Raw genomic sequence first — 25,435 nt, 5'->3', positions numbered from 1 at the left:
TCTTACTGCTTCGTCAGCAGCAAGCTAGGTCGGCTATGTTACGCTTTCTTTGTAGAAAGTCAACCAGTAAATCCAATTATTTTTAAACTCACTCAAGACACCTAAATTTAACACCTTGTGCTAAATCCTTGTTTCCTAACAAGTTTTAATCTTCATCACTGCCGATGGATGTGCATTCTACAGTATTTCAGACACGACGCAACACCTTTTTTAAAACATTTGAAACGTGTGTTTATTTTATAAACCAATAAATTTATAAGTTACTGTTTTAAATATAAAAAATATCTTAATAAAAATGTTCGTTATTTTCTCTCCAAATACCTATAAATAATAAACAATTGAAAAATATAAAATTTATATCTTTTAAAATAGAAAAAGCAGGATTTTCCTCCTGCTTTTTGTTGAATTTTAAATCAAGTTAGAACTTCATACTGATTCTTGCCCAGTAATTACGTCCAATATTGTTAAATTGTTCTGTAGCAGATAGACCGACACCGGCATTTCCCATTTTATTTAAGTGTTCGGTATATGCACGATCTAAGACATTATCAATACCTACTGATACATCAACTCCATCAGCAAGGTGGTAGGTACCATTTAATGATAAAGTGCCAAAGCCCGCGCTTTTCTTATTGTCATAACCTACAATGTTGCCTTCACGCTCACTGATACGACTTTGACCATCAACAACACGCCAATAAGCCCCCAAGGTATAACGGTCTTGGATATAACGTAGATTCACCCGACCTTCTAAAGGTGCAATTTGTGGCAATGGCGTATTATTGGTGGTGTTTTCTCCCCATGCATACATGGCACTGATATCTGCTTGAACCACATCGGTAAACTGATAACCAATTCCTGCTTCTACACCTGCGATGACAGCATCGACATTTCTCGTTTCTGCTTTATCACTTGCATTGTATTTGGTCAAAATAAAATCTTGAATCAAAGCTGTATAGGCAGATGCCCAAGAATTGAAATGACCATGCGCATGTTGATAACCTAAATCGAGTTGTAAAGTTTTCTCAGTATCGATGTTTTTAAAGGTATTTGGATTGCCATTACCCAATTCAGGACTAAATAGTTCCCAATAATCTGGCATACGCTCGACATAACCTAAACCAATGTAAGTTTTGCCATCCTCATGTTCAGGATGAATATTCTCAAATCGCAAAAAAGCACTTGGTAAAAGTTGCTGACGTGATTGATTTTTTTGTACGGCATCGACATCCACCTGATCTAGGCGTAAGCCTGTGACTAACTTATTTTGATCGTTGAGTTGATAGCTCAATTCACCAAAACCACCATAAGATTGAAATTCCATATCGGTCAGAACAGGCTTAGTCAGATAAGAGCCTTGTTTATCTGTTTTGCGAATACCATGTTCATTATTTTGGGTATCTATACCTGTAATAAACTGTAATTTATCCCACTCATGTGTCACAGCCATACGTGCATTTAATGTTTTTCGCGTTACATTGGTTGCCATTTCCATCATAGGTTTGGCGCGTAAACTATAGTTATCCATGACATGATCATTAAAGTTATAGTTCACCTGTGCTTCAACTTTCTTCAAAGTCTCAGTGACATTGTTCTTTTCAACACGTAAGCCCACACTCTCACGTGCAAACTTTGAACCATCCATGCCACGACCTGCATACACGGCTTCACCATTGGCCTTACCACCTGTCAGTTCTACCCAGGTATCTTCATCCGGTGTCCAACCGAGTGCGATATCGGTATTCCAGCGCTCCCAGTCTGAAGGGACTGTGTTGCCATCGCCATCTTGATAACTATCCGATACTGAACGGTTAGCATTCAAACGGATATATTTTTTCTCGTCTCCTGCAGCAGCTTCAATATTATGGTCTAGACGGCCAAATGAACCCATTAAGACACTGGCTTGACCACGGTAGTTTTGATCGTCATCAAACTGTTCAGGTGTACGCTCAAAAATCACGGTTGCCGCTGAACCGGTATTGGCATATTGCACCGTTTGTGGGCCTTTAATGACAGAAATACGGTCATAACTTTCCGGTGAAATATAAGAGGTCGGTGAATCCATTCGACTCGGACAGGCGCCCAGGTTTTCGGTGCCATCGGTCAAGATTTTGATGCGTGAACCAAACATGCCACGGAAGGTCACATCGCCATTGGTCCCGGCTCCACTATTCACTGCACTAAAGCCGACAATGCTTTGCAGATAATCCGCACCATCGGTGGCTGGAATTGGTTGAATGGGCTGTTTAGGATCGGCACTGACTATCAGGCCATTGGCCTCATTACCCGCAGCGGAGGTCACCACAATAGGAGCCAGTGTGTGTAGCACTTTCGCCTCATCTGCAAATACCACACCTGAAGTACACGCAACAGCAATCGCAGCCGCAAGGGGCTGTAAATAAAATTTTGGCTGAGCCATTTTGTTTCTCACTTAAATCATAGATATAACTGTGCCTAAGTCAGTGAAGACCCGGCGTATCAAACAGGCTTTAAGTGAATGCTGGCGGAGCGCGGCCTTGAGGAATAAGAAAAAGTTGTTGAAGGACAAACCAGACATGTTTAAAGGCTTTTTCAAAAGCAATTAAACGGACCAGAATACGATCCAGAACTTCTTGCACTTCCAGCTCAGGCGGCAGGATCAGATTGCCGTAGACCGTACAGTACTGGCATTGATGACTCGGATCGTGGTGATCATGCCCAGCGCTCTGCTCTATCACAGAATGGGATTCAAGATGGGAAGAGTCGGCATGGCTTGCAGACGAATGCTGAGTTACCGGCGATAAAAGTGCGCGCGTAATGGTTTCACAGACCGGTGCAACCTGATATTGCTCCGGCAGCAAAGGCTGTAAAAAAACAGCAATCTGTAAAAAAACAGCCACTAGAGAAAGCAGCAGTCCACCACGCAATACCATGATTGGCTAGCCCTACAAAACAGCAGATACTGAAAATTTGCCTGGTAGAGTATAACAAAGCCCAATCAAAATTGGGCTAAATTTATTCAAAAGAGCTGGAACTTTAACGTTTTACCGCAACTTTGGCTTTTTCACGCTGGCGGGCTGCTTTCTCAATTTTTTCACGTGCACGCTGACGCTTTAATGGCGACAAATAGTCCACAAACAGCTTGCCATTTAAGTGATCCATTTCATGTTGAATACACACAGCGAGAAGTCCATCAGCTTCTATCTCAAATGCTTGACCTTCAAGATTAATTGCCTCGATTTTTACACGTGACGGACGCTCAACTTTATCGTATATTTGAGGAACTGACAGACAGCCTTCTTCATAAGGCTGGGTTTCTTCAGTTAGTGGTGTAATTTTGGGGTTAATAAACACCATCGGTTGATCTTTATCTTCAGACAGGTCCATCACAATCAGCTGAATATGACGATCGACTTGAGTCGCAGCAAGTCCAATACCTGGCGCTTCGTACATGGTCTCAAACATATCTGCAGCGAGCTGACGAATCTCATCAGTGACTTCTTCGACTGGTTGTGCAATGGTGCGAAGACGGGGGTCCGGGAAACTTAAAATAGGTAATAAGGCCATACTGCGTCCTCAACTATGCCATTGATCAAAAAACCAAATGAAGGGAATGCTTCATCAAAAAAATGTGTGTAAGATCGTTATTATAACGCAACTACAGACATAATTTTAGGAATTATGATAATGAAAAAGGTTTTGAAGGGCATGCCATTTTTTAGTGCCCCGGGGTTTAAAAAACATGTGCTCGTACTCGCAGTTTGTATGGGCTTGGGGCTAGGAACAATTCACACCGCTGGGGCAGCGCCTACACGTAACGTCAATCCACCGAGCCTAAAAGCCAATGCACCACAAGTCTATGTAGTGAAAAAAGGTGATACGCTGTGGGATATTTCCAAACGATTCCTAAAAAATCCTGTACGTTGGCCGGAAATTTGGGCCAGTAATAAGCACGTGAAAAATCCACACTGGATTTTCCCGGGTGACCACCTGCTGATGTGTGATTATCAAGGCCGTCCAATTATTGGTAAAGATGAAGGTGATGGCTGTGCAGGCATTATCAGCCGTTATATCGGTAGCACCGCGTTGCAACCACAGGTTCGGGTAGAATCTTTAAATAATACCATTCCGGTGATTCCGCTTGAACATATCAAGCAATGGCTGGAACGTAGCACGATTATTGCCCCAGAATCTCTGACCAGAACCCCTTATATTCTGGGAACAGCAGACCAGCGCGTGCTGGCAGGCAAAGGCCAGAAAGTATATAGCCGCGGTAAAGGGATTGTGGCTGGTCAGCGTTATGGGGTGTATCGTGAAGCTGAACCTTATATGCTTACCGATGCTAAAGGGAATAAATACAATGCCGGCCAGGAGCTGATACAGGTCGCGTCAGCGATTGCGGTACGCAATGAAAATGACATCAGTACTCTTGAATTGACCGATACCTATACTGCTGAAGTGCGTCGCGGTGACCGTGTCCTGCCAGAATATGATCCGATGTTACCGACCCTGTTTTATCCAACCAATGCTGAAAATGTAACCTCTGGTGGCCAGATTGTACGTGTACTGGGTTCAATCGGTACAGCTGCACGACATAGTGTGGTCACGATTGACCGTGGTACCACGCATGGGTTACAGGCCGGCCATGTGCTGAGTGTGAACCAGAAAGGTGAAGTCGTGACCGACCCGAAAACCAAGGAACGTATTCAGTTACCAGGTGAGCGTATTGGCAATATCATGGTCTTCAAGGCATTTGATCAGCTGAGCTATGCTTATGTACTTGAAAGTGAGCTGCCAATCAAGGTTGGGGCAGCGGTTCAGCCTCCCCTACTGGATGAATAATTTATAGTACTTGAGAGATGCTGCTGAAAACAGCAGTGTCTCCCTCCTCCACATTTCATAATAATAAGAAGACAGGTAAAGGTCTCGACATGTTGAAGTCCTTCTCGGCTGCGCAACTGGACATGATCAGTTTATGGTATCTGGTCCAGCATTCTCTGCCCAGTTTTTATAAAATCCGGCAGCACTATTCTCATCTGGGCGATGCCCTGCATCCTGATCAGGCACCCATCTGGCAAGCCTTAGGCATTCATGCCAATCATGTACAGCGGCTGAAAGAGTTTCAGCTCGAAGCTTCACAACAAAAGTTTCAGCAAAGTTTGCAGAGCATTCAACGTGATAGTGACTTCATTCTGTTAGACAGTGATCCTCATTATCCGCAGCAGTTAAGCCCCTATAATGATCGTCCGCCGATTCTATTTGGCCAGGGTCGGCCAGATTGTTTGTTACAGGCACAGATTGCTCTGGTGGGCAGTCGCAAGCCCAGTGCGCATGGCCGTCAGGTCGCTTATGATTTTGCCAGTTATCTGAGCGAACAGGGTTTTTATATTAATAGCGGACTTGCACAAGGGATTGATGAAGCCGCCCATCGCGCCGGACTGCAACAGCAAGGCACCATTGCAGTAATGGGAACCGGCCTGGACCAGACTTATCCGGCCCAGCATCAGCAGCTGCGCCAGCAAATTATTACTGAAGGTGGAGCTGTCATTAGCGAATTTTTACCCAATACCCCGCCCTTACAACACCATTTCCCACGGCGCAACCGGATTGTCAGTGGGCTGAGTCTCGGCATTATCGTGGCAGAAGCCACCTTAAAAAGTGGCTCGCTCATTACGGCCAAACTGGCTGCGGAGCAAGGTAAAACAGTCTTTGCCATTCCGGGGCATATTTATAGTGAGCATCATCAGGGTTGCCATCAACTGATTCGTGAAGGAGCCATTTTAGTTGATCATCCCGAGCAGGTGATTGAAGATCTGGCCCTGCCGACCCAATGGCAAGCCCTGCAAAACTCCATCAAAAATGAAACAGCAGTACATGAGCCGTCTTACATTCCGCAACATCTGATCTCCCTGTATAACCAGCTGGACTGGGTTGGACAAGATCTGGACCATTTAAGCAGTCAGCTCAGGCAGGATGTGGCTACTCTTACCAGCCAACTGATGGAACTTGAGCTTTTGGGCTTTAGTACTCAGCAAGCCGGCATGTATCTGCGTTGTCGTGTACTTAAATAAGGTTCACAATAGGCCTTTGTCGTTTTTAGTAAGGTATTCACATGATCACCACCTCTGTTTCCGAAGCAGCGACCTGTCTCAAAGCTGGACAAGTTCTGGCATATCCTACAGAGGCTGTTTGGGGGCTGGGTTGCGACCCTTATAATGAGCAGGCATTTCACCAGATTTTAAAGCTGAAACAGCGCCCAGTTGAAAAAGGCGTTATTTTGTTGGCGGCGCATATTGCTCAGGTCGAACATCTGCTGGGGGAGTTGAGCGAGGAAATGCGTGAAAAGGTGATTGAATCTTGGAGTAATAACCGCCCAGCAGAACGTGCAATTACCTGGTTATTACCCGCCCATGATGACATTCCCACCTGGATTAAAGGCCAGCATCCCAAAGTAGCAGTACGGGTTACCAGTCATTCACTATGTGTCGCCCTCTGTCAGGCTTTTGGCGGCTTTATTGTCTCCACCAGTGCCAACCCTGCGGGTCTGGAACCCGCGCGCTCCCTACAAGATGCGATTGGCTATTTTCAGCAGGATTTAAATTATTTAAATGGTGACTTGGGCTTGAGTCAGGAACCAAGCAGGATCATTGATGCCGTTACCGGAGAAATCATTCGAGACTAAAGTCATGCCCAAGCTTTGAACTTTATCAAGACCGACTAAAGTTTTAAGACAAAAAAAAGCTCAACCATATAGGGATGGCTGAGCATAAAAAAGGATGTGTATAAATCACATCCAGAGGGTACAGAAAATCTCTGGGAGTCTGATAAAACAAGGATTTTTTTGCTTCATCATTCTCGATGGGCGTATTATGAGAGAAACGCTTCAGAACAACAAGTATATAAAAAATATCATCTAAGACATTTTAACTATTAATAAATAAAAAATTTTAACTTATATTAAAAATATCTGACTCTTTCTATTCTGTTTTTAAAATAAAGCTATATTTTTATTATTGATATAACCCTTCAAAATTACCAATTTAGCAATCAATTTCAATAAAAATTTACTTTTCGTTTGATTGAATTTCAACCAAACGATCTTTTGAGTCACACAAAACAGCTTAGGCCAACCTGATTTTAGGCTGATATTGCGCCAGTAAAATCCCCAGGAGAATAATAGCCCCGCCCATACTATGATAGATGGTCCAGCTTTCAGCCAGCCAGATACTGGCAATAATCGCGGTAAAAACGGGCATCAGGTTCATGAAAATACTGGTCCGGTTGGGACCAATCTGCTGTACAGCCAGCATCCAGACCAGAGGTGCAATCAGCGAAGGAAAAATACCCGCATACAGCACACTGCTCAAGTTGGCAGTATTCAAACTGTCCAGCCCCAACCAGGCAATAAAGGGTAAATGATAGATCAGCGCGAAACCGATCTGGATATACAGACTGATCAATAAAGGGATCTGTAATTGCCACTTCTTCAAAAACACCCCATAAAAGGCGTAGAAAAATACTGCAATCACCATCAGCAGGTCACCCCAATGGGCGCCATTTTGCCACAATGCAGTCAGGTCCCCCTGAGCCATCACATACATCAGACCACAAAACGATAAAATACCGCCGATAATGGCAAAATAATTCGGTATATCTTTCAGAATAAAAAGAGAAACCAGAATGGTAAATATCGGAATAAAGGCATTAATTAGCCCCATATTGGTGGCTGTGGTGTAATGTGCCGCGGTATAGGCCAAACCCTGATAAAGCACCATTCCAAATGCGCTCAATACCGCCAACTGTAACCAGTGTTGTCTAACAAGCTGACGTTGCTGCCAGACCTTACTTAACATAAATGGAGTCAGAATGAGAAAGGCAATCAGCCAGCGATAAAAACTGATACTGGCCGGAGAAATCAGGTCGGCTGCATAGCGTGTCACCACAATATTTAATGACCAGATCATGACAGCCAGCACCGGCAAGGCAAATGCCCATGTCGGATTACGCAGATCGCTTGACATTTTTCTCACCTCAACGTATTCAAGCTCTTATTGTTATGGAAGTCTGAAATAATTGAAATACTGAATTTCAGACATCTATACTGTATAGAGGACATCTCGACGGATATTCAGAATAATGCAAAAACCGAACTCTCCTACGCTTGATAGGCTGATTGAGATCAATCAGTTTTTTTATAAAAAAGATGAAGAGGTGGAACCCCATTCTTCCCTGTGGGGGGATTTTAATTTTAGTCTGGACGGTATTTTGGAGCTTCGTACTGAAAAACAGACCTTTCTGGCTCCTCCCAATTATGCCCTGTGGCTACCTCCGCAGACTGAGCATTGTTCTGTTGCGCTGGATCACGGTATCACCCATTTTATCTGCATCAGGATTCATCCCAGCTTATGTGAGCATCTTCCTCAGGACGTTACAACCTTCAGTATCCGGCCTTTTCTGTCTGTCTTGGTCAGGGAAATTCTGGCACACCCTCCCGCTGCCCATAAGATGTATGTGCATCTTTTGCAGGTGCTGTTCGACCAAATACTCCAAGCCGAAAGGTATGATGATTATTTACCGCAAAGCCAGCATCCGGTATTGCTTCCCGTCTTGCAGCAGCTTGCAGATCCGATGTTGTTTCAATATGGCTTACATACCCTGCTCAAGCGATTTAGCCTGAGCGAACGGCAGATTTTACGTTTAAGCCAGCAGGAACTTGGCCTGCCTATTTCTGAATGGCGTAACCGTGCCAAAATTATTTATGCCATTGGACAAATTCGCCAAGGTACTTCCATCAAACGGCTTGCCTATGAGCTGGGTTATCAGCATAGCTCTAGCTTTATCGCCTTTTTCAAACGCTATACCGGCCAGACTCCCTCACAGATGCGCTCCTTAAATTAAATAAATATATATCAAAGATTTATAAAAAATCTCAGCCCTGCTGTTTTTATCACGTATAATTTTTAAGTATAAAAAGTAAAGCGTTGTCTCCCTACCTTTAAAGCATGTTTAAATAAAAAATTGGTTTTTATAAAAACGCTCATCTGCGAAATTTAATCTTACTTTTATACAGGGTACGCTTTGCATGAAAAAATTACTTATTACGACTGCCTGTATGGTAGGCCTGACACTTGCAGGCTGTAGTAAACCGACTGAGCCAGCTAAATCAGACCACACTCAAAGCGCTACGGCGACTGCACCTTCTACGCCTGCTCCCGCTACTTCAGGCAATATGACAACCAATCAGCATGAAGACATCCGTAATGACTTGAATCATCTGCAAACCCTGACCAACTCTAAGGCAGAAACTGCCATGGATTTTCAAGACCGGATGATGAAAGCCGTACAGGCCAATAACCGTGATCAGATTCAAACTGTCATGAAGGATATGCAGGGCTTCATGACAGAATTTAATCGTGACCTAAAAACACTGTCACTGAAAAGCCAGGAAGTGCATGAACTTCGCAACAAGTTTATTCATTCAAATGAACTGGGACTAGAGCTAACACGCTTGAGCACCGAAGCCAAACCAGATGAAGCTAAAATTAAGCAGCTTCAACAACAAGTTATGAATGTACAAAAGGATATTATGCGTGATGTACAAGCATTACAGGCCAAAATAAATCCACAACCAGCTCAACCAGCTCAACCAGCTCAACCAGCTCAACCAGCTCAATAATAAACCGGGCAGGTAGCTTTAGCCTGACCTGCCCTAATCACAACTTCCCCTAAAATCACTTGCTACCCAGCAAAATTCCAGCTAAAAAGAACAGCCTAAAACTTTAATTTATATGCGATAAGGATGCATGCATGACCTCGATTTCTGATATTTCCATTAAAACCATTCAAGGTGAAGAGATAAAGTTAGATCAATTCGCCGGAAAAGTTTTACTGATCGTCAATACCGCTTCCAAGTGCGGCCTGACTCCGCAATATGAAGGTTTAGAAAAACTCTACCGTGAGAAAAAAGATCAAGGTCTCGAAATATTAGGTTTTCCAGCCAATAATTTTTTAGAACAGGAACCGGGCTCGAATGAAGAAATCCAGCAATTCTGTTCACTGAACTATGATGTTTCTTTTCCGTTATTTGCTAAAATTTCTGTGGCTGGTCCAGATAAACATCCACTGTATCAAACATTGACAACTGCACAGCCAGAACGTATCGGTGAAGGTCCATGGTGGAAAGACTTGGTGGATTATGGCCTGACTCCCAATGAACCGCCTGAAGTCCTCTGGAACTTTGAAAAGTTTCTGGTCAATAAACAGGGGCAAGTCGTCGCGCGTTTCGCTCCCGACATTACAGCGGATGATCCGCGTATCGTAGATGCGGTGAATGCTGAACTCGCCAAATAACTGCTTACTGATTTTATAAGTATCTATGAGCCTTATAGATACTTATTTTTGAAATCATTCTCCCCTACTACTGCTTGCCTGATCAAAGCGGCATGTAGCTGAAGATCTGCCTTACCCATTCAGCAGGTAAAGCCCCGTCATCTGTACAAGGTATTGCACGAATTAGCTAAATCATTCCCTGATTTCAGGGTGATCTTTGAGAGCACTTAAAAAAGATTTGTTATGACTTTGCAACAATCTTTTTTATCTCCATAGTTTGTCTCTATATTAACCCCAAGAAATATACCCAGATTGAGATCCTGATTTTATGGCCAAGATACTTGCCAATGCCTTGCTTCCTTTTGCTTTATTTAGTTCGGCTATGGTCTTGTTAGGCTGCGAGCAAGCTGTAGAGCCGCCTGTTCAACCCGATGAGATTAACGCTTCCAAGCCAGAGTTAAATTCTGAGCAGCCAGTATCTTCGGAAACAGCAGCTGAACGGAAAAGCGGTAACATGTTTTATATCGTTCGTGATGTGGCAGATATGCAGCTTAAAGCCGGTGATTATGTTGAGCAACTTAAACAGACACAATCTGAGTTACAAACCGCTCTCAATGACCAGGATCAGCTCAAGCTTCAGGCCACTGCCAACGCATTGAAACAACAGCTAAATGGCTTGAATCAAACGCTCAACAGCCTGAATTTAAAGAGCCAAGAGATTGATTCTATTCGCCAAAATATGATACAGGCCAATCAGCAAGTATTGGCTACTCCTTTATTCAAGGGCGACATTGACCTCACCCAGGTCGACTTCAAGAAAATTGAACAGCAGCTAAATAGCGTCCAGCTTGAAATGATTAAACTGGCAGGCATGCTGATTCCGGACAATCAGAAGCAGTCCACTCAGGAAGGTTAATGTCCAGATCGCCTAGCTCCATTCACCTCTAGCAAATGGGGCTGGGCGATTGGCTGGCTAAAGCCGCATATCCACTACAATACGACCATCAATTTTGCCATGTGTCATCCGGTCAAAAATATCATTGATATTTTCAAGAGGTTCCACATGAATATGAGCCTTGACCTTACCGTGTGCCGCAATGTCCAGGGCTTCTTTTAAATCCAGCCGGGTTCCCACAATAGAACCGCGCACGGTAATACCTTCAAGCACCATATCAAAGATTGACAAGTCAAATGTTCCTGGCGGCAGACCATTTAATACCATGGTTCCACCACGACGAATGATGGCAATCGCCTGTGCAAATGCCTTTGGTGATACAGCAGTGACCAGTACACCATGACAACCGTCTCCGGTCGCTTTCATCACTTCTTCTTTCACATCCACTTTCAGGGCATTAATAGCAACATCTGCACCTAAACTTTTAGCCAGTTCCAGTTTGCTGTCATCTATATCAATGGCCACGATATTAAAACCCATGGCTTTGGCATATTGAACTGCGACATGACCCAAACCGCCAATACCGGAAATGGCCACCCAGTCCCCAGTTTTGGCTTCGGTCATTTTCAGGCCTTTATAAACCGTCACACCCGCACACAGGATCGGGGCTATTTCCAGCAGGTCGACTCCTTCAGGAATCACTCCCACATAATTGCCATCGGCCAAACAATATTCAGCAAAACTGCCATTCACTGAATAGCCTGAGTTTTGCTGTTGCTTACATAAGGTTTCCCAGCCAGCATAGCAATGATCGCAGTGCCCACAAGCAGAATACAGCCACGGAACACCCACAATATCACCCACCTTTAAGTGCTCAATACCTGCACCCACTTCAACCACTTCACCCACGCCTTCATGGCCAGGAATAAAGGGTAAAGTCGGTTTGACCGGCCAATCACCGTGTACCGCATGCAAATCGGTATGACAAACACCCGTGGCAATAATTTTCATTAATACCTTACCGGGCGCAATTTTCGGAATTTCCACCTCTTGGATTTGCAGCGGCTGATTAAACTCAGTGACCACCGCTGCTTTCATTGTCGTTTTCATATTTATTTTCTCCCAATTACTCATATCAAGGAGCCAACATTTTTAAGCGCTCTTTCTTCACTATATCGAATAATAAATAACCAATAGTTAGAGATTTGTAGAAAATTTGCGTACTTCCAAATATGATTATCAGAAAGAAAAATACCGGGAGAGGACTGAAAAACTTAAAGCAGAGGGAGAACACGCCTCTACTGCAAAACACTGGATTGCCAAGATTAAGACTAAAAAAATGTTGTGGTTTAATATTTCTTGGATTCTAAAATTTAATACCAACCAAATTGTTAAGAGGGCTATCAAGCCCAGCTTTCTACGCCAAGTATCTTCCTCAGCTGTCAAAAATTACAAGCATCTAACCAGAATCAAGTTTTGGATCAAACTTTAAGGTCATCAATATTGTCAGAAATAGACAATGGCCTCGTGAGCTTATTGCTTGATAAAATTTTATTCTGCTTTTTGAGTGTTACGCCAGGCTTTAAATGCTGCCTGCATGGCATGCTGTTGATAAGGCTTGACCACACGACTTTCGAGAGTTGAAAAATCGCCTTTATAGACCAGATCCACCACCGATTTTGCCAGTTCCCGAATGCTGACACTACCCCGATGTTCATATTGCAAGATTTCTTGTGGTGTCAACACCACATCCCAGCAAGACAGTGCGGAACCCAGATCTACCGCGATACTGAGGTAATAATGAGCATCATCCTGATAGAGTTCCCAAAAGTGGGGTTCATGAGCAATAAGGTTCATATCAATTCATTAAGCAAATGATAGACTTAATATATTACATGAGCTGAATGAGAAGCTATGCAACTTTAGAGAGTATTTCTAGCCTTGCTTTCTATAGGATGAAACATAAAAAAACCACCCTTTCGGGTGGTTTTTCAATCTCAAACCGACAATTACATTGCGCGGTTTTTGATTTTGCGGATCGTTTCCAGCTGAGCAGCAGTTTCTGCAAGAGCAGCCAAAGCAGCAGCAGCATCCAAATCGCTCTTTTGATTGGCCAGCAATTGTTCAGCGTGTTTACGCGCTTCAATAATTGCCGCTTCATCCAAGTTTTCTGCACGGACTGCTGTATCAGCAAGAACCGTAACAACATGCGGTTGAACTTCTAGAATACCACCAGATACATAGATCAACTCTTCTGTACCATTTTCCAAAATAACGCGGATCGCGCCAGGTTGGAGCAAAGTTACTAGCGGCGCATGACCAGGCATAATACCCAGCTCACCACCAGCACCTTTTGCAATTAGCATAGTCACAGTGCCTGAGTACAAAGACTCCTGAACACTTACAACATCACATTGCATAGTCGCCATGAGAATCTCCTAAATTAGAGTAGCTAATTAAAGTTTCTCGGCTTTAGCAATCACTTCGTCAATACCACCAACCATATAGAACGCTTGTTCTGGAATGTGATCGTATTCACCAGCTAGAAGACCTTTAAAGCCACGAATCGTTTCTTTAAGCGGTACAAGTTTACCAGGCGCGCCAGTAAATACTTCAGCTACGTGGAACGGTTGCGAGAAGAAACGCTGGATCTTACGTGCACGGTATACAGTAAGTTTGTCTTCTTCTGACAATTCGTCCATACCAAGAATCGCGATGATGTCTTTCAATTCTTTATAACGTTGTAAAACGTTTTGAACTGAACGAGCAATCTCGTAGTGCTCTTGACCAACGACCAGTGGATCTAACTGACGTGAAGTTGAGTCTAGTGGATCGATCGCTGGATAAATACCAGAAGATGCGATGTCACGGCTCAATACAACAGTTGCGTCCAAGTGAGCAAACGTTGTCGCAGGCGACGGGTCAGTCAAGTCATCGGCAGGTACGTATACCGCTTGGATTGACGTAATCGAACCAGACTTAGTCGATGTAATACGTTCCTGAAGAACACCCATCTCTTCTGCAAGTGTAGGCTGATAACCTACTGCAGATGGCATACGACCTAGAAGTGCTGATACTTCAGTACCCGCTAGTGTATAACGATAGATGTTATCTACGAACAAGAGTACGTCACGGCCTTTACCGTTTTCGTCTTTCTCATCACGGAAATATTCAGCCATGGTCAAACCAGTCAACGCTACGCGTAAACGGTTACCTGGTGGCTCGTTCATCTGACCGTAGACCATTGCTACTTTGTCTAGAACGTTAGAATCTTTCATTTCGTGATAGAAGTCGTTACCTTCACGAGTACGCTCACCAACACCAGCAAACACAGATAAACCTGAGTGTGCTTTTGCGATGTTGTTGATCAGTTCCATCATGTTTACAGTTTTACCAACACCGGCACCACCGAACAGACCAACTTTACCACCTTTCGCGAACGGGCATAGCAAGTCAATGACTTTAATACCAGTTTCTAAAAGGTCAGTAGAAGCCGCTTGTTCTGCATAAGAAGGCGCTTGACGGTGAATTGGTAAACGCGCTTCAGTCGCAACCGGACCAGCTTCGTCGATTGGGCGACCAAGAACGTCCATGATACGGCCTAGAGTCGCTGTACCTACTGGTACAGAAATCGGCGCGTTAGTATTCGTTACGTTCAAACCACGCTTAAGGCCTTCAGTAGAACCCATTGCAATAGTACGAACTACGCCATCACCAAGCTGTTGCTGAACTTCTAAAGTAGTTTCAGTACCATCTACTTGGAGAGCGTCATAGATCTTAGGAACGCTGTTGCGTTCAAACTCGACGTCGATAACCGCGCCGATGATCTGAATGATACGACCGCTATTCATTGCTGTCTCCTCAATTCAAAATAATGTTAAACGGCAGCGGCACCACCAACGATCTCAGAAATTTCCTGAGTAATCGCGGCTTGACGCAGCTTGTTATAAATAAGTTGCAGGCTCTTAATGATCTCGCCTGCGTTGTCTGTCGCTGCTTTCATAGCGACCATACGTGCAGACTGCTCACATGCGATGTTTTCAATCACACCTTGATACACCACAGACTCGATATAGCGAACCAACAAACCATTTAAAAGCTCTTCAGCTTCAGGTTCGTAGATATAGTCCCAACCGTATTGACGGTTAAGATTCTTGTCTTCTTCAGCAGCTGCCAAAGGAACAAGCTGTTCGATCTTTTGATTTTGAGTCATGGCATTGACAAAGCCGTTTGATACCAGATAAATACGATCTAACTCGCCTTTATCATAAGCATCCAACATCACCTGTACAGAACCAGATAACTGCTCAAGACTCGGTGTATCGCCTACGTTTGTAGTCGCACCCAGCACTTTACCGCCGTAGTTTTTAAAAAACGAAACCGCTTTTTGACCAATTAAAGCAAATTGAACTTCAATTGACTGCTCTTGTTGCTGCTGGACGTGTTTAACCACTTTCTTGAACAGGTTAATGTTCAAACCACCAGCCAGGCCGCGATCTGAAGACACAATGATATAGCCAACGCGCTTAACCGGGCGGTCTACCATATAACGGTGTTTGTATTCAGGATTCGCTTGAACCAAGTGAGCAATTACACGGTGCATATTTTCGGCATACGGACGGCCTTGAGCCATGCGCTCTTGCGCACGACGCATCTTAGAAGCTGCTACCATTTGCATCGCGCGAGTAATTTTCTGCGTGCTCTTGATACTAGCTACTTTGGCGCGAATTTCTTTTAAATTTGCCATACGCTTAACCTAGTATTCGAAAGCCCTTGCGAGCTTCCGAAGGTTGATTCCGTGAACCAAACCAATACTAAATTCAACAAGGTTGAAAATTAGTAAGTTTGAGTCGCTTTAAAGCTTTCAATACCTGCTTTGATTGCAGCTTCGATGTCTTTGTTATAATCACCAGTGTCATCGATTTTTTGCATTAACGCAGCATGCTCTGAACGGAAGTAAGAAATTAACGCAGCATCAAAGTCTACGATTTTCTTCACTTCAACATCAGCCATGTAGCCTTCGTTAGAGGCATAAATTGAAACAGCCTGGTCAGCAATTGAGTATGGAGCATATTGTTTTTGCTTCATTAACTCAGTTACACGTTGACCATGTTCAAGTTGCTTACGAGTTGCTTCGTCAAGGTCAGAAGCGAACTGAGCAAACGCTGCCAATTCACGGTATTGTGCTAAAGCGGTACGGATACCACCAGACAATTTCTTGATGATCTTAGTTTGCGCTGAACCACCTACACGAGATACAGAGATACCCGCGTTCACAGCAGGACGGATACCTGAGTTGAACAGAGATGTTTCAAGGAAGATCTGACCATCAGTAATCGAAATTACGTTTGTCGGTACGAATGCAGATACGTCACCTGCTTGAGTTTCAATAATTGGCAATGCAGTTAGAGAACCAGTCTGGCCTTTAACTTCACCATTAGTGAATTTCTCAACATAGTCAGCAGATACACGAGAAGCACGTTCAAGTAGACGCGAGTGTAGATAGAACACGTCACCTGGATATGCTTCACGACCTGGCGGACGACGAAGAAGCAATGAGATTTGACGGTAAGCCACTGCTTGCTTAGACAAGTCATCATAGATGATCAGTGCATCTTCACCGCGGTCACGGAAGTATTCACCCATTGTACAGCCAGAGTACGGAGCCAGATACAGCATTGCTGCTGGATCAGCTGCAGCAGCTGCTACAACAGTGGTATACGCCATCGCGCCAGTTTCTTCCAGCTTGCGTACTACGTTGGCAATCGTCGATTGTTTCTGACCGATTGCTACATAGATACATTTAATGCCAGAGTTTTTCTGAGCGATGATCGCATCGATCGCCATAGCTGTTTTACCAGTCTGACGGTCACCAATGATCAACTCACGCTGACCACGGCCGATTGGAATCATTGTATCTACTGATTTATAACCAGTTTGTACAGGCTGATCCACTGATTGACGCCAAATTACGCCTGGTGCAACTTTTTCTACTGCATCAGTTAATTTCGCATCGATCGGGCCTTTACCATCAATCGGGTTACCCAAAGCATCGACAACACGGCCTAGAAGTTCAGGACCAACCGGAACTTCTAATACGCGACCTGTACAACGCGCTTTTTGGCCTTCTTGAAGGCTTAAGTAGTTACCTAAAACAACGACGCCCACTGAATCCTGTTCTAGGTTCAGTGCCATACCGTATAAGCCGCCGTCGAATTCGATCATTTCACCGTACATTGCATCAGCAAGGCCGTGAATACGCACAATACCGTCGGAAACCATAACAATGGTTCCTTCGTTCTTAGCGGTCGCGCTGGTGTCCAGATCGCCGATACGCTGTTTAATGAGCGCACTGATCTCGGATGGATTCAGTTGTTGCATTGCGCTATACCTCAATCTTTTTAAAGTTCAGTCTTCTTATATGCAATTAAGCCAGAAGACGAGTACGCATTTTTTCAAGCTTGTTAAGCGCAGAATCATCTATCACTTGGTCGCCTGCACGAATAACTACACCAGCAATAAGCTCTGGTTTTACTTCTACAGAAACATTTACCGCAGCTTCGAATTTTTTCTCGAGCGCTTGCGCTAACGTTTGTTCTTGTACAGAAGTTAATGGGAATGCTGATTCAATTACAACATCCACAGTATTGTTATTCTGTGATTTGAGCTGTTCATATTCTGCAGCAATTTCAGGAAGCAGAGTCAGACGGTCATTTTCTGCAAGCAATGTCAAAAAGTTAGACACTGCTGCGGTCTGATCTTCACCTAAAATTTTAGCAAAAAGAGCCACCTGCTCGGCAGGTGTAAGCTCAGGGCGATTTAGATAAGCTGAAAATGCTTCGTCTTGCACCGCAGCACTGAGCACTTCAAGTACAGTTGACCATGAGTCAGTTGCACTCTGCTCAGAAGCATAAGCAAATGCTGCCTTAGCGTAAGGGCGTGCCAACGTCAAGAGTTCAGCCATAATCCGCCTCTCTTAAAGTTTAGCAGCCAGCTGAGTCAGCATGGCATTGTGAGCTTCTGCATCAACTTGTTGGCTCAGAATTTTCTCTGCACCCGTCACTGCAAGAGCAGCAACTTGTTGACGTAATTCTTCGCGAGCAGAATTGATTTCTGTATCAACAGCTTCTTTTGCTTGTTGACGAATACGCTCACCTTCCGCAGATGCTTGGGTACGAGCTTCTTCTACCAATTGCGCTGCACGACGGTTCGCTTGTTCGATCAATTGAGCCGCTTGTGCCTTTGCTGCATCTAACTCAGCTTTCACTTGTGCTTGCGCGTCTGCAAGGTCAGCTTTCGCTTTTTCAGCAGCATTTAAGCCATCAGCAATTTTACGCTGACGTTCACTAATCGCATTGATTAGTGGTGGCCAAACGAATTTCATGCAGAATGCGACAAAAATCGCAAACGCAATCGCTTGGCCAAACAATGTGAGGTTGATATTCATTGCAAATTCCTCAAATAGTGAATTTCGGAATTAAGCTGATTAACCTACAAATGGATTAGCGAAGATGAAGAACAAGCCAATACCAACACCGATCATAGGTACAGCATCAAGAAGACCCGCGATTAAGAACATACGAGTTTGAAGCTGTGGAGCCAATTCTGGTTGACGAGCTACTGCTTCAAGGAAGCGGCCGCCTAGAAGACCAAAACCAATCGCAGTACCTAAAGCACCGAAAGCGATCAAAATAGCAGATGCAATTGCAACTAGACCTAAAGTGAGTTCCATGATAATTCCTCAGAGGTTAGGTTTATACCCAATTAAATTAAAAATTGTACCTAACCATCTTATGACAGTTAGGCAATTAACATTAATGCTTTTCGCTTGCCATGCTTAGATAAACAATGGTTAGCATCATAAAGATAAATGCTTGCAGGGTGATAATCAGAATATGGAAAATCGCCCAAGGCACAGACAATGCCCACTGGATCCAGAACGGTAATAATGCGATCAAGATGAAGATCAACTCACCCGCATACATGTTACCGAACAGTCGTAGAGCCAATGAAACTGGTCTCGCCAAGAAAGTGGTTAATTCCAGCAACAAGTTGAATGGAATTAAAAGCACTTTAGCAACTGGATTCTTTGGATTGAACGGATTCAGTGCCAACTCACCAACAAAGCCTCCAATACCCTTTTCGCGGATACTGTAGAATAAGATCAGGAAGAATACAGAAATTGACATACCTAAGGTAACGTTTGGATCTGTAGTCGGAACAATCTTAAAGTAAACTTGATGAGGATCTACACCAAGCATCGAACCAATCAACTGCTGAGCTGTATAAGGAATAAAGTCAACAGGGATTAAGTCCATCAAGTTCATGAGGAAAATCCACACGAAAATAGTTAATGCCAATGGTGCAATCAGACGTGACTTACCGTGGAAGGTGTCACGTACACTTGAATCTACAAACTCGATAATCATTTCAATTGCAGACTGGAACTTGGTCGGAACACCAGAGTTTGCAGCTTTCGCCACGACCCAGAACAGCAAACAGAAAATCAGACCCAGCCCGATAGACCAACCCATTGAATCCAAGTGAATAGCAGTGAACCCCATCTGTTGAGCTTCAGCACCGCTCTCGGCCAACTTCCATGTACCGTCCGGCATTTTGCCGTAGGTCATATTGGTCAAGTGATGCTTGATATACTCGGTCGAAGTAAGGGCATGTTCTTCAGCAGCCATAAATCACACCTGGTCAATGTCAAAAAACTAATAGAACAAGCGAACATCGCGTGCTGCTTGATATCTCGCCTGCTCAAAAAAAACTTTTCAATTTTTTGTTGTGCTTAAACTCGTTTTTGTAGACGTGACACCCAAAACGGAGCGACCCACGACATGGCCTGAACGAGCATAAAACCACAAAACAACGCCACCGCTGACAACGGCTTAACATTGCCTAAAATTAAAATGAAGCCAACAATCACGATTGCAAACTTGCCCATCATACCTTTATACATGTTCGAAAGAACCTGTTTAGAGGCACGAGCTCCCGCTGTCCGAAACGATTGCCATGAAAAATAACAGGTCGCAAGCCAACAGACGAACGCCCCTAAAGCGGCACTCAAGGCTGCGGTTGAGTCTTTCACGACCCAGCCGATCAAGGCTGAAACAGGGATCATACACGCTTGTAAGAGGACTAAAGCTTTCGCTAATCGTCGGTCAATCAAGCGACTAGTTCGGCTCATTATTTATTCACTCACTGCAAGCATGCTTGACAAGTTTAGCTGATGATTATTTTTAATCGCAGGCATTATAGAGTTACACCCCTGAACATGCAATCTTTTCCCGACCTTAGTCGTGTTTTTTTCCACAGGCCAAATGCTGGCAAACTAATCAAAACTTGTCTATTTTTTAAATCATTAGCGCGCACTTAACACGCAGTTCTGGGTTTGTCCAGCCAATTTCTGCCAGCCCTGTATAAAGTCCCCTACCCCATTCATGCTTTCATCCACCGTCTGAAAGACAATTGGCTGGAGTTTACGGTACTGACTTTCTCCGGCATGTGCTTCGGCCAGCAGGCACATTTTGGGTTGTGGACGGTGATCATGCAGGAACTTGATCTGTGCCATGGTCGGTGCCACATGCGGATCATCGGTCATGGCGCCCATGAACTTGAGGTTCAGCGGACGTTCCAGATACTGATAGGCATCGTGATAGGCCCAATAAGGACGGGCTTTGCTGACAGAGTGGTAACGCTGGGCTGTGGCCAACATGTTTTGCGCAAAGTCACGTGCATTGTTCCAGTAAATTTCACGATATTGCGGTAATTGCTGGGAACGCAAGGCCGCAATAAAGAAACCGATACGGACTGCATTATTCGGATCCAGCCAGACATGGGTATCGACCGTCTCCTTTAAGGCAGCACCTTTAGGATTACGCATCGGCAAGATACTCAGGATCCCTGATTCCAAAAGAGCGATACTTTTTTTATTGTCCAGCACTTTGGACAGCGGCGCTTCATGGGCCTGTCCCAGCCAGATCACCAGTCCGGCATCTTGAATGGTTTTACGGTGTGCCGGAGTCAGACTGACATCATGACCACTTTGATTGGCCAGTAATAAGGTTGGCTGCTCCGCCCCCTGGGTAATTTTCTTGGCAATCAGATAAATGGGCTGCGTCGAAACCACCAGACTTTGTGACCAGCTGAATGTGCTGAATAAAGCCAGACTACACAGGGCAAGGAAACGGAACATGAGTAGAACTCACCTAAAAACGAGGAAATTGTTAAGTGTTATAATATAACAAAATAGCAAAAATACCTATGCCTGATCGAAACTCCAGGTACTTCATGCTAAGATTTGAAATCTTTTTAATTTTCAGTTTCGCACTTGAGGTGAACTATGGGTTCATGTTCGCACGAGCACCACAACGCATTGCATGGCGTGCACGATCATTCAAATGTCGAGCGCCGTCTTGCAGAAGCGGAAAGTATTTGTGCAGCAACTGGAGCACGACTGACGCCGCTGCGCAAAGAAGTGCTGGAACTCATCCTGAAGGCGAGCGGCCCTATGGGCGCCTATGATCTACTGGCACAAATGAAAAATGCCAGTGACCGTCCTGCTGCACCGCCTACCGTCTATCGTACCCTCGACTTTCTATTAGAAAAAGGCTTTATTCATCGCCTGACTTCTATTAATGCCTATATTCCCTGCTGTCATCCGCGTGAAGGTCACCAGGCTGCCTTTTTAATTTGTACGGCGTGTAAGGCCGTCAAAGAAGCTTCTGCACAGGATCTGCTGAATCAGCTAGATGCTCTGGCCGCCTCTGATGGTTTTAGCTCACACCACAGTATTATCGAGATTTCAGGAACCTGTCAGCAGTGCCAGAACAAAGCATGAGCTCCGATCCTCTGATCCAACTTTCGAATATTTGGGTCAATATTGATGAGCGCGACATTTTAAAAGCCGTAGACTTTTCTTTACAAGAGAGAGAAATTGTCACGCTGATTGGTCCGAATGGTGCAGGTAAATCTACCTTAATTAAAGTCATGCTCGGAATTGTAAAACCACAATCCGGTAAGGTACTGAGCAGCCGGAGCTTAAAATTTGCCTATGTACCACAAAAATTCAATCCATCGCACAGTCTGCCTTTACGTGTCAAAGATTTACTGGCTCTAGAAAAATGTCCAGCCAAAGTTAAAGCAGAAATTATTCGTGATACAGGCATCAGCAAGCTGGAAAATTCCAAGGTGCAGCAATTGTCAGGTGGGGAACGGCAACGTGTATTACTGGCACGCGCCCTGCTGCGCCAACCGGATATTCTGGTTTTAGATGAACCGATGCAAGGTTTGGACATTCAGTCTGAAGCAGAACTGTATGACTATGTACGCAGTCTGCCAGAAAAATATGGCTGTGCCATTTTGATGGTGTCGCATGACTTACAATGGGTGATGCAAGGGACCACGCGTGTCGTCTGTTTAAATAAACATATTTGCTGTAGCGGCTCTCCAGACACGGTACAGCAGCACCCTGAATACCAGGCCATTTTTGGTAGTAACCGGGTATTCTATCAACACCATCACGAGCACTGCGCGCATGGTGATTCGGCCATCCCCTGCCAACAGGACCCTCGTCCACATATTCACCCCGAGCCGGAAGCTTAAACCATGATGGACTGGCTAGACCTCCTTTTACCTGCCTGGATCATGGGAACGCTCCTCGTGTTCCTCACAGCCCCACTTGGCTGCCTGATGTTGTGGCGCCGTATGTCCTTTTTCGCTGATACCATGGCACATGGGACTTTGCTCGGTGTGGCGATCGCGGGGGCCTTAAGCTTACCGCTCTGGATCGGTGTAACCTTTCTGGCTTTACTGCTGGTGGCTATTCTCTGGATATTGCATGACCCACGCCTGCCGAATGATGCTTTGCTGGCCCTGTGTTCGGCGACTTTGCTCTGTTCAGGTCTGCTGTTTATCCAGCATTTACCCAGTTTAAGACCGGAACTACTCAGCTATTTATTTGGTGATCTACTTACCATTTCATGGGCAGATTTACCGACCTTTGCAGCGGTCATTATTCTGGCCCTGGCGGTGCTCTATAAAAACTGGCAGGCACAGATCCAGATCGCGATTGATCCGGATATGGCAGTCAGTGAAGGGGTGAATGCCAAATGGCAGCGCCTGATCTTTATGCTGCTCTTGGCTTTATTTACCGTACTCGCGCTGCGTGCAGTAGGCTCCTTACTGATGGGTGCATTGCTGGTCATTCCAGCCTTAACTGCCCGACTGTTAGCTCATTCTCCCAAACAGATGGTGATCTGGGCTTTTGTGATTGCACAGATTGGCGTGACGGTTGGGCTGTGGTCAAGTGCCGGCTTAAATACTTCGACCGGCTTAACCATTGTCCTGACCATGGCCATGTTATTTGCCCTTATATTTACCCTACAAAAAGTTAGAAAATCAAACTAGGCTGCCATGACGAAGCGTTACTTTATCAGTGCCTGTCTGCTTGGCCAGAAAGTTCGTTATGATGGACAAGACTGTCTAATCAAAGAAATCGTTGAGCAGCTCCTTGCTCAGCAATATGTCAGCTTATGCCCAGAAGTTCATGGCGGCTTGGCCATTCCACGCCCGCCCGCTGAAATTCAACAGGGTTCTGGACTGGATGTACTTCATCAGCAGGCATCGGTCTTGGATAGAGAGGGAGAAGATGTATCACAGGCCTTTATACAGGGTGCTTATGCGGCCTTAAAAGTTGCGCAGGATTTTCAGGTTACAGACGCGATTTTAAAAGCCAACAGCCCTTCATGTGGTAGCCATCTGATTTATGATGGTTCGTTTACGGGAAATAAAATTCAGGGAGATGGGGTTACCGCAGCCTTATTTAAGCAGCATGGTATAAAGGTCATCACAGAGGAAGAGTTTCTAGCAAATTTATCCAGTTTGAATTCTTGAATTTTTTGATCGCTGTCCGAGAAGCCCTATACTCAGCCATTCTAAAAACAACAGCTTATTGATGAATATCCAGACCATTGATCTTTTGACACGCTACCATATTTAGGCGACTCAACGTCTGACGGCAGCACTTGAACCTCTCTCTGATGAGGACTTCTGTAAGGACTGCGGTCTATTTTTTCAAAGCATTTCCGGTACTTTCAATCATTTATTGCTGGCTGACCACTTATGGTTTTCCCGTTTCTATCACGGGTTTTCACCGATACTACCTTTAAATCATATTCTTGAACCAGATCGTACGGCCTTGCTCAAACGACTCAATCAAAGCTGTCTGCAATGGCAAAGCTTAGGCACTGCTTTAAATCAAGACCTTTTAAATAGCTTAATCAGCTATCGAAGCTCGCGTGGCCAAGCTCTGCAACTTCCTTATGCTGCCACATTAATACACGTTTTTAATCATGCCACCCATCACCGTGGGCAAATCACTGCTGCCCTCATAATGCTAGACTACGCCTCGCCTGAACTGGACATGATATATATGCTTCTAGATAAGCAAAACCCCTCAACTCATTGATGTACCAGACTTAATAAAAATGCCGCGCCCGCAAATAAGACCGCAAAACTCCGATTCATCACCTTTTGCTGTTTCGCTGAACTAAGTAAGCGTAAAACTTTGGCAGCAAGTCCGGTATAACCGGCCATCACAATCAGATCAATGATAATCATGGTTGCGGCCATAATTACATACTGAATCCATTGCGGTTTGGACAGATCCAGAAACTGCGGCAATACAGCCAGCAAAAATACAATCGCTTTGGGATTACTCAGATTGACCAAGAAACCGTTTAACAGCAATTTTCCGGCTGATTTACGGGCCAGTTCATGCTGAATCTGGATAGATTGCACTGGTGCTTTCCATTGTAAAAAAGCCAGATAAAGTAAATAGATAACTCCAAACCATTTCACCAGCAAAAATGCCCAAGGTGTTGTGGCAAAAAGCACTCCTGCCCCGGCTGCTACAATTGCAATTTGTACCAGCAAGGCCAGCTGTAGGCCCAGCGCATTCCAGTATCCCTGACGAAAGCCATAATTCAAGCCACTCGACATGGACGCAATTGCACCCGCACCCGGTGAAATACTAATCACCCAGCAGGCCAACATATAGGCAAACCAAACTTGATAGGACATGACATAGCTCAGTAGCAGTTTTGCCGAGTATTATATGACTTTTCCAATATCTTCAGGTCAAAATCCTGGTGAAATTCAAGTCGAATACTATTCACTCTGTAGCGATTCAGGCACAATAGTTTGATTGAAAAACAGAAATTTATT

General features: G+C 44.5%; 29 protein-coding genes. 12 read left to right on the top strand and 17 right to left on the bottom strand.

Features of this window, described 5'->3' with window-relative positions; translation table 11 throughout:
• Window positions 1-418 precede the first annotated feature (418 nt).
• The 3 genes from NI467_RS08965 to def form a co-directional block, all read right to left on the bottom strand.
• Complete coding sequence (locus tag NI467_RS08965; RefSeq protein ID WP_151204694.1) at window positions 419-2,419, bottom strand: TonB-dependent copper receptor; 2,001 nt, start codon at window positions 2,417-2,419, stop codon at window positions 419-421.
• Between the two features lie 70 nt (window positions 2,420-2,489).
• Window positions 2,490-2,912: a DUF2946 family protein gene (locus tag NI467_RS08960; protein WP_151204695.1), complete on the bottom strand. Its 423-nt coding sequence runs from the start codon at window positions 2,910-2,912 to the stop codon at window positions 2,490-2,492.
• Window positions 2,913-3,015: 103 nt separating this feature from the next.
• Window positions 3,016-3,546: a peptide deformylase gene (gene def, locus NI467_RS08955; protein WP_151206858.1), complete on the bottom strand. Its 531-nt coding sequence runs from the start codon at window positions 3,544-3,546 to the stop codon at window positions 3,016-3,018.
• 120 nt (window positions 3,547-3,666) lie between these two features.
• Here def and NI467_RS08950 point away from each other — a divergent pair, with 120 nt between their 5' ends.
• The 3 genes from NI467_RS08950 (at window position 3,667) to NI467_RS08940 (ending at window position 6,661) form a co-directional block, all read left to right on the top strand.
• A complete protein-coding gene (locus NI467_RS08950; RefSeq protein WP_253152395.1) occupies window positions 3,667-4,821 on the top strand; it encodes a LysM peptidoglycan-binding domain-containing protein in 1,155 nt (384 codons plus the stop codon).
• A gap of 89 nt (window positions 4,822-4,910) precedes the next feature.
• On the top strand, window positions 4,911-6,050 hold the full coding sequence (dprA, locus tag NI467_RS08945) for a DNA-processing protein DprA (RefSeq protein ID WP_151204698.1): 1,140 nt from the start codon (window positions 4,911-4,913) through the stop codon (window positions 6,048-6,050).
• A 41-nt stretch (window positions 6,051-6,091) separates the two neighbouring features.
• Window positions 6,092-6,661, top strand: coding sequence for a Sua5/YciO/YrdC/YwlC family protein (locus tag NI467_RS08940; protein WP_151204699.1), 570 nt, complete (start codon window positions 6,092-6,094; stop codon window positions 6,659-6,661).
• Window positions 6,662-7,100: 439 nt separating this feature from the next.
• On the opposite strand, the gene NI467_RS08935 is transcribed toward NI467_RS08940, so the two are convergent.
• Window positions 7,101-8,000, bottom strand: coding sequence for a DMT family transporter (locus tag NI467_RS08935; RefSeq protein WP_151204700.1), 900 nt, complete (start codon window positions 7,998-8,000; stop codon window positions 7,101-7,103).
• A 115-nt stretch (window positions 8,001-8,115) separates the two neighbouring features.
• Between NI467_RS08935 and NI467_RS08930 the strand changes: the two genes are divergently transcribed.
• The 4 genes from NI467_RS08930 to NI467_RS08915 all read left to right on the top strand — a co-directional run bounded on the left by NI467_RS08930 (window position 8,116) and on the right by NI467_RS08915 (window position 11,224).
• Complete coding sequence (locus NI467_RS08930; RefSeq protein WP_151204701.1) at window positions 8,116-8,877, top strand: helix-turn-helix transcriptional regulator; 762 nt, start codon at window positions 8,116-8,118, stop codon at window positions 8,875-8,877.
• 184 nt (window positions 8,878-9,061) lie between these two features.
• A complete protein-coding gene (locus NI467_RS08925; protein ID WP_151204702.1) occupies window positions 9,062-9,655 on the top strand; it encodes a DUF3558 domain-containing protein in 594 nt (197 codons plus the stop codon).
• 131 nt (window positions 9,656-9,786) lie between these two features.
• A complete protein-coding gene (locus NI467_RS08920; RefSeq protein ID WP_151204703.1) occupies window positions 9,787-10,329 on the top strand; it encodes a glutathione peroxidase in 543 nt (180 codons plus the stop codon).
• A 307-nt stretch (window positions 10,330-10,636) separates the two neighbouring features.
• Window positions 10,637-11,224, top strand: a complete 588-nt coding sequence (locus tag NI467_RS08915) for a hypothetical protein (protein WP_151204704.1) — start codon at window positions 10,637-10,639, stop codon at window positions 11,222-11,224.
• 57 nt (window positions 11,225-11,281) lie between these two features.
• On the opposite strand, the gene adhP is transcribed toward NI467_RS08915, so the two are convergent.
• The 12 genes from adhP to NI467_RS08855 all read right to left on the bottom strand — a co-directional run bounded on the left by adhP (window position 11,282) and on the right by NI467_RS08855 (window position 21,404).
• Window positions 11,282-12,313 (bottom strand): alcohol dehydrogenase AdhP, encoded by a 1,032-nt coding sequence (adhP, locus tag NI467_RS08910; RefSeq protein ID WP_151204705.1) that lies wholly within the window; start codon window positions 12,311-12,313, stop codon window positions 11,282-11,284.
• A 441-nt stretch (window positions 12,314-12,754) separates the two neighbouring features.
• Complete coding sequence (locus tag NI467_RS08905) at window positions 12,755-13,060, bottom strand: hypothetical protein (protein ID WP_151204706.1); 306 nt, start codon at window positions 13,058-13,060, stop codon at window positions 12,755-12,757.
• 152 nt (window positions 13,061-13,212) lie between these two features.
• Window positions 13,213-13,632: a F0F1 ATP synthase subunit epsilon gene (locus NI467_RS08900; protein WP_151204707.1), complete on the bottom strand. Its 420-nt coding sequence runs from the start codon at window positions 13,630-13,632 to the stop codon at window positions 13,213-13,215.
• Between the two features lie 27 nt (window positions 13,633-13,659).
• Entirely contained in the window at window positions 13,660-15,054 is a 1,395-nt protein-coding gene (atpD, locus tag NI467_RS08895; protein ID WP_151204708.1) for a F0F1 ATP synthase subunit beta, read from the bottom strand.
• A gap of 26 nt (window positions 15,055-15,080) precedes the next feature.
• Window positions 15,081-15,950 carry a F0F1 ATP synthase subunit gamma gene (gene atpG, locus NI467_RS08890; RefSeq protein WP_151204709.1) on the bottom strand — a complete coding sequence of 290 codons (870 nt, stop codon included), beginning with the start codon at window positions 15,948-15,950 and terminating at the stop codon, window positions 15,081-15,083.
• 89 nt (window positions 15,951-16,039) lie between these two features.
• Window positions 16,040-17,584 (bottom strand): F0F1 ATP synthase subunit alpha, encoded by a 1,545-nt coding sequence (gene atpA, locus NI467_RS08885; RefSeq protein WP_151204710.1) that lies wholly within the window; start codon window positions 17,582-17,584, stop codon window positions 16,040-16,042.
• A 46-nt stretch (window positions 17,585-17,630) separates the two neighbouring features.
• Window positions 17,631-18,167 carry a F0F1 ATP synthase subunit delta gene (locus tag NI467_RS08880; protein WP_151204711.1) on the bottom strand — a complete coding sequence of 179 codons (537 nt, stop codon included), beginning with the start codon at window positions 18,165-18,167 and terminating at the stop codon, window positions 17,631-17,633.
• Between the two features lie 12 nt (window positions 18,168-18,179).
• Window positions 18,180-18,650: a F0F1 ATP synthase subunit B gene (locus tag NI467_RS08875; protein WP_151204712.1), complete on the bottom strand. Its 471-nt coding sequence runs from the start codon at window positions 18,648-18,650 to the stop codon at window positions 18,180-18,182.
• 39 nt (window positions 18,651-18,689) lie between these two features.
• On the bottom strand, window positions 18,690-18,935 hold the full coding sequence (gene atpE, locus NI467_RS08870; protein ID WP_000424060.1) for a F0F1 ATP synthase subunit C: 246 nt from the start codon (window positions 18,933-18,935) through the stop codon (window positions 18,690-18,692).
• A gap of 82 nt (window positions 18,936-19,017) precedes the next feature.
• Window positions 19,018-19,893: a F0F1 ATP synthase subunit A gene (gene atpB / locus NI467_RS08865; protein WP_151204713.1), complete on the bottom strand. Its 876-nt coding sequence runs from the start codon at window positions 19,891-19,893 to the stop codon at window positions 19,018-19,020.
• A 104-nt stretch (window positions 19,894-19,997) separates the two neighbouring features.
• Window positions 19,998-20,396, bottom strand: a complete 399-nt coding sequence (locus NI467_RS08860) for an ATP synthase subunit I (protein ID WP_151204714.1) — start codon at window positions 20,394-20,396, stop codon at window positions 19,998-20,000.
• A gap of 174 nt (window positions 20,397-20,570) precedes the next feature.
• Window positions 20,571-21,404 (bottom strand): metal ABC transporter solute-binding protein, Zn/Mn family, encoded by an 834-nt coding sequence (locus NI467_RS08855; protein ID WP_151204715.1) that lies wholly within the window; start codon window positions 21,402-21,404, stop codon window positions 20,571-20,573.
• A 147-nt stretch (window positions 21,405-21,551) separates the two neighbouring features.
• Here NI467_RS08855 and NI467_RS08850 point away from each other — a divergent pair, with 147 nt between their 5' ends.
• The 5 genes from NI467_RS08850 to NI467_RS08830 all read left to right on the top strand — a co-directional run bounded on the left by NI467_RS08850 (window position 21,552) and on the right by NI467_RS08830 (window position 24,677).
• Window positions 21,552-22,049 (top strand): transcriptional repressor, encoded by a 498-nt coding sequence (locus tag NI467_RS08850; RefSeq protein ID WP_151206868.1) that lies wholly within the window; start codon window positions 21,552-21,554, stop codon window positions 22,047-22,049.
• Entirely contained in the window at window positions 22,046-22,813 is a 768-nt protein-coding gene (gene znuC / locus NI467_RS08845; RefSeq protein ID WP_151205306.1) for a zinc ABC transporter ATP-binding protein ZnuC, read from the top strand. The genes NI467_RS08850 and znuC overlap by 4 nt, the downstream gene beginning before the upstream one ends.
• A 3-nt stretch (window positions 22,814-22,816) precedes the next feature.
• On the top strand, window positions 22,817-23,617 hold the full coding sequence (gene znuB, locus NI467_RS08840; RefSeq protein WP_151205307.1) for a zinc ABC transporter permease subunit ZnuB: 801 nt from the start codon (window positions 22,817-22,819) through the stop codon (window positions 23,615-23,617).
• A gap of 6 nt (window positions 23,618-23,623) precedes the next feature.
• Window positions 23,624-24,103 (top strand): DUF523 domain-containing protein, encoded by a 480-nt coding sequence (locus NI467_RS08835; protein ID WP_151205308.1) that lies wholly within the window; start codon window positions 23,624-23,626, stop codon window positions 24,101-24,103.
• Between the two features lie 118 nt (window positions 24,104-24,221).
• On the top strand, window positions 24,222-24,677 hold the full coding sequence (locus tag NI467_RS08830; protein WP_227548242.1) for a DinB family protein: 456 nt from the start codon (window positions 24,222-24,224) through the stop codon (window positions 24,675-24,677).
• Here NI467_RS08830 and NI467_RS08825 read toward each other — a convergent pair.
• Complete coding sequence (locus NI467_RS08825; RefSeq protein ID WP_151205309.1) at window positions 24,671-25,291, bottom strand: LysE family transporter; 621 nt, start codon at window positions 25,289-25,291, stop codon at window positions 24,671-24,673. The two genes, NI467_RS08830 and NI467_RS08825, sit on opposite strands and share 7 nt — an antisense overlap.
• Window positions 25,292-25,435: the final 144 nt, after the last annotated feature.

It is taken from the genome of Acinetobacter sp. S4397-1 (assembly GCF_024129285.1).
Lineage (GTDB): Bacteria > Pseudomonadota > Gammaproteobacteria > Pseudomonadales > Moraxellaceae > Acinetobacter > Acinetobacter lwoffii_C.
Note: the sequence above shows the minus strand (reverse complement) of the source record. Positions and strands in the feature narration are given on the sequence as shown.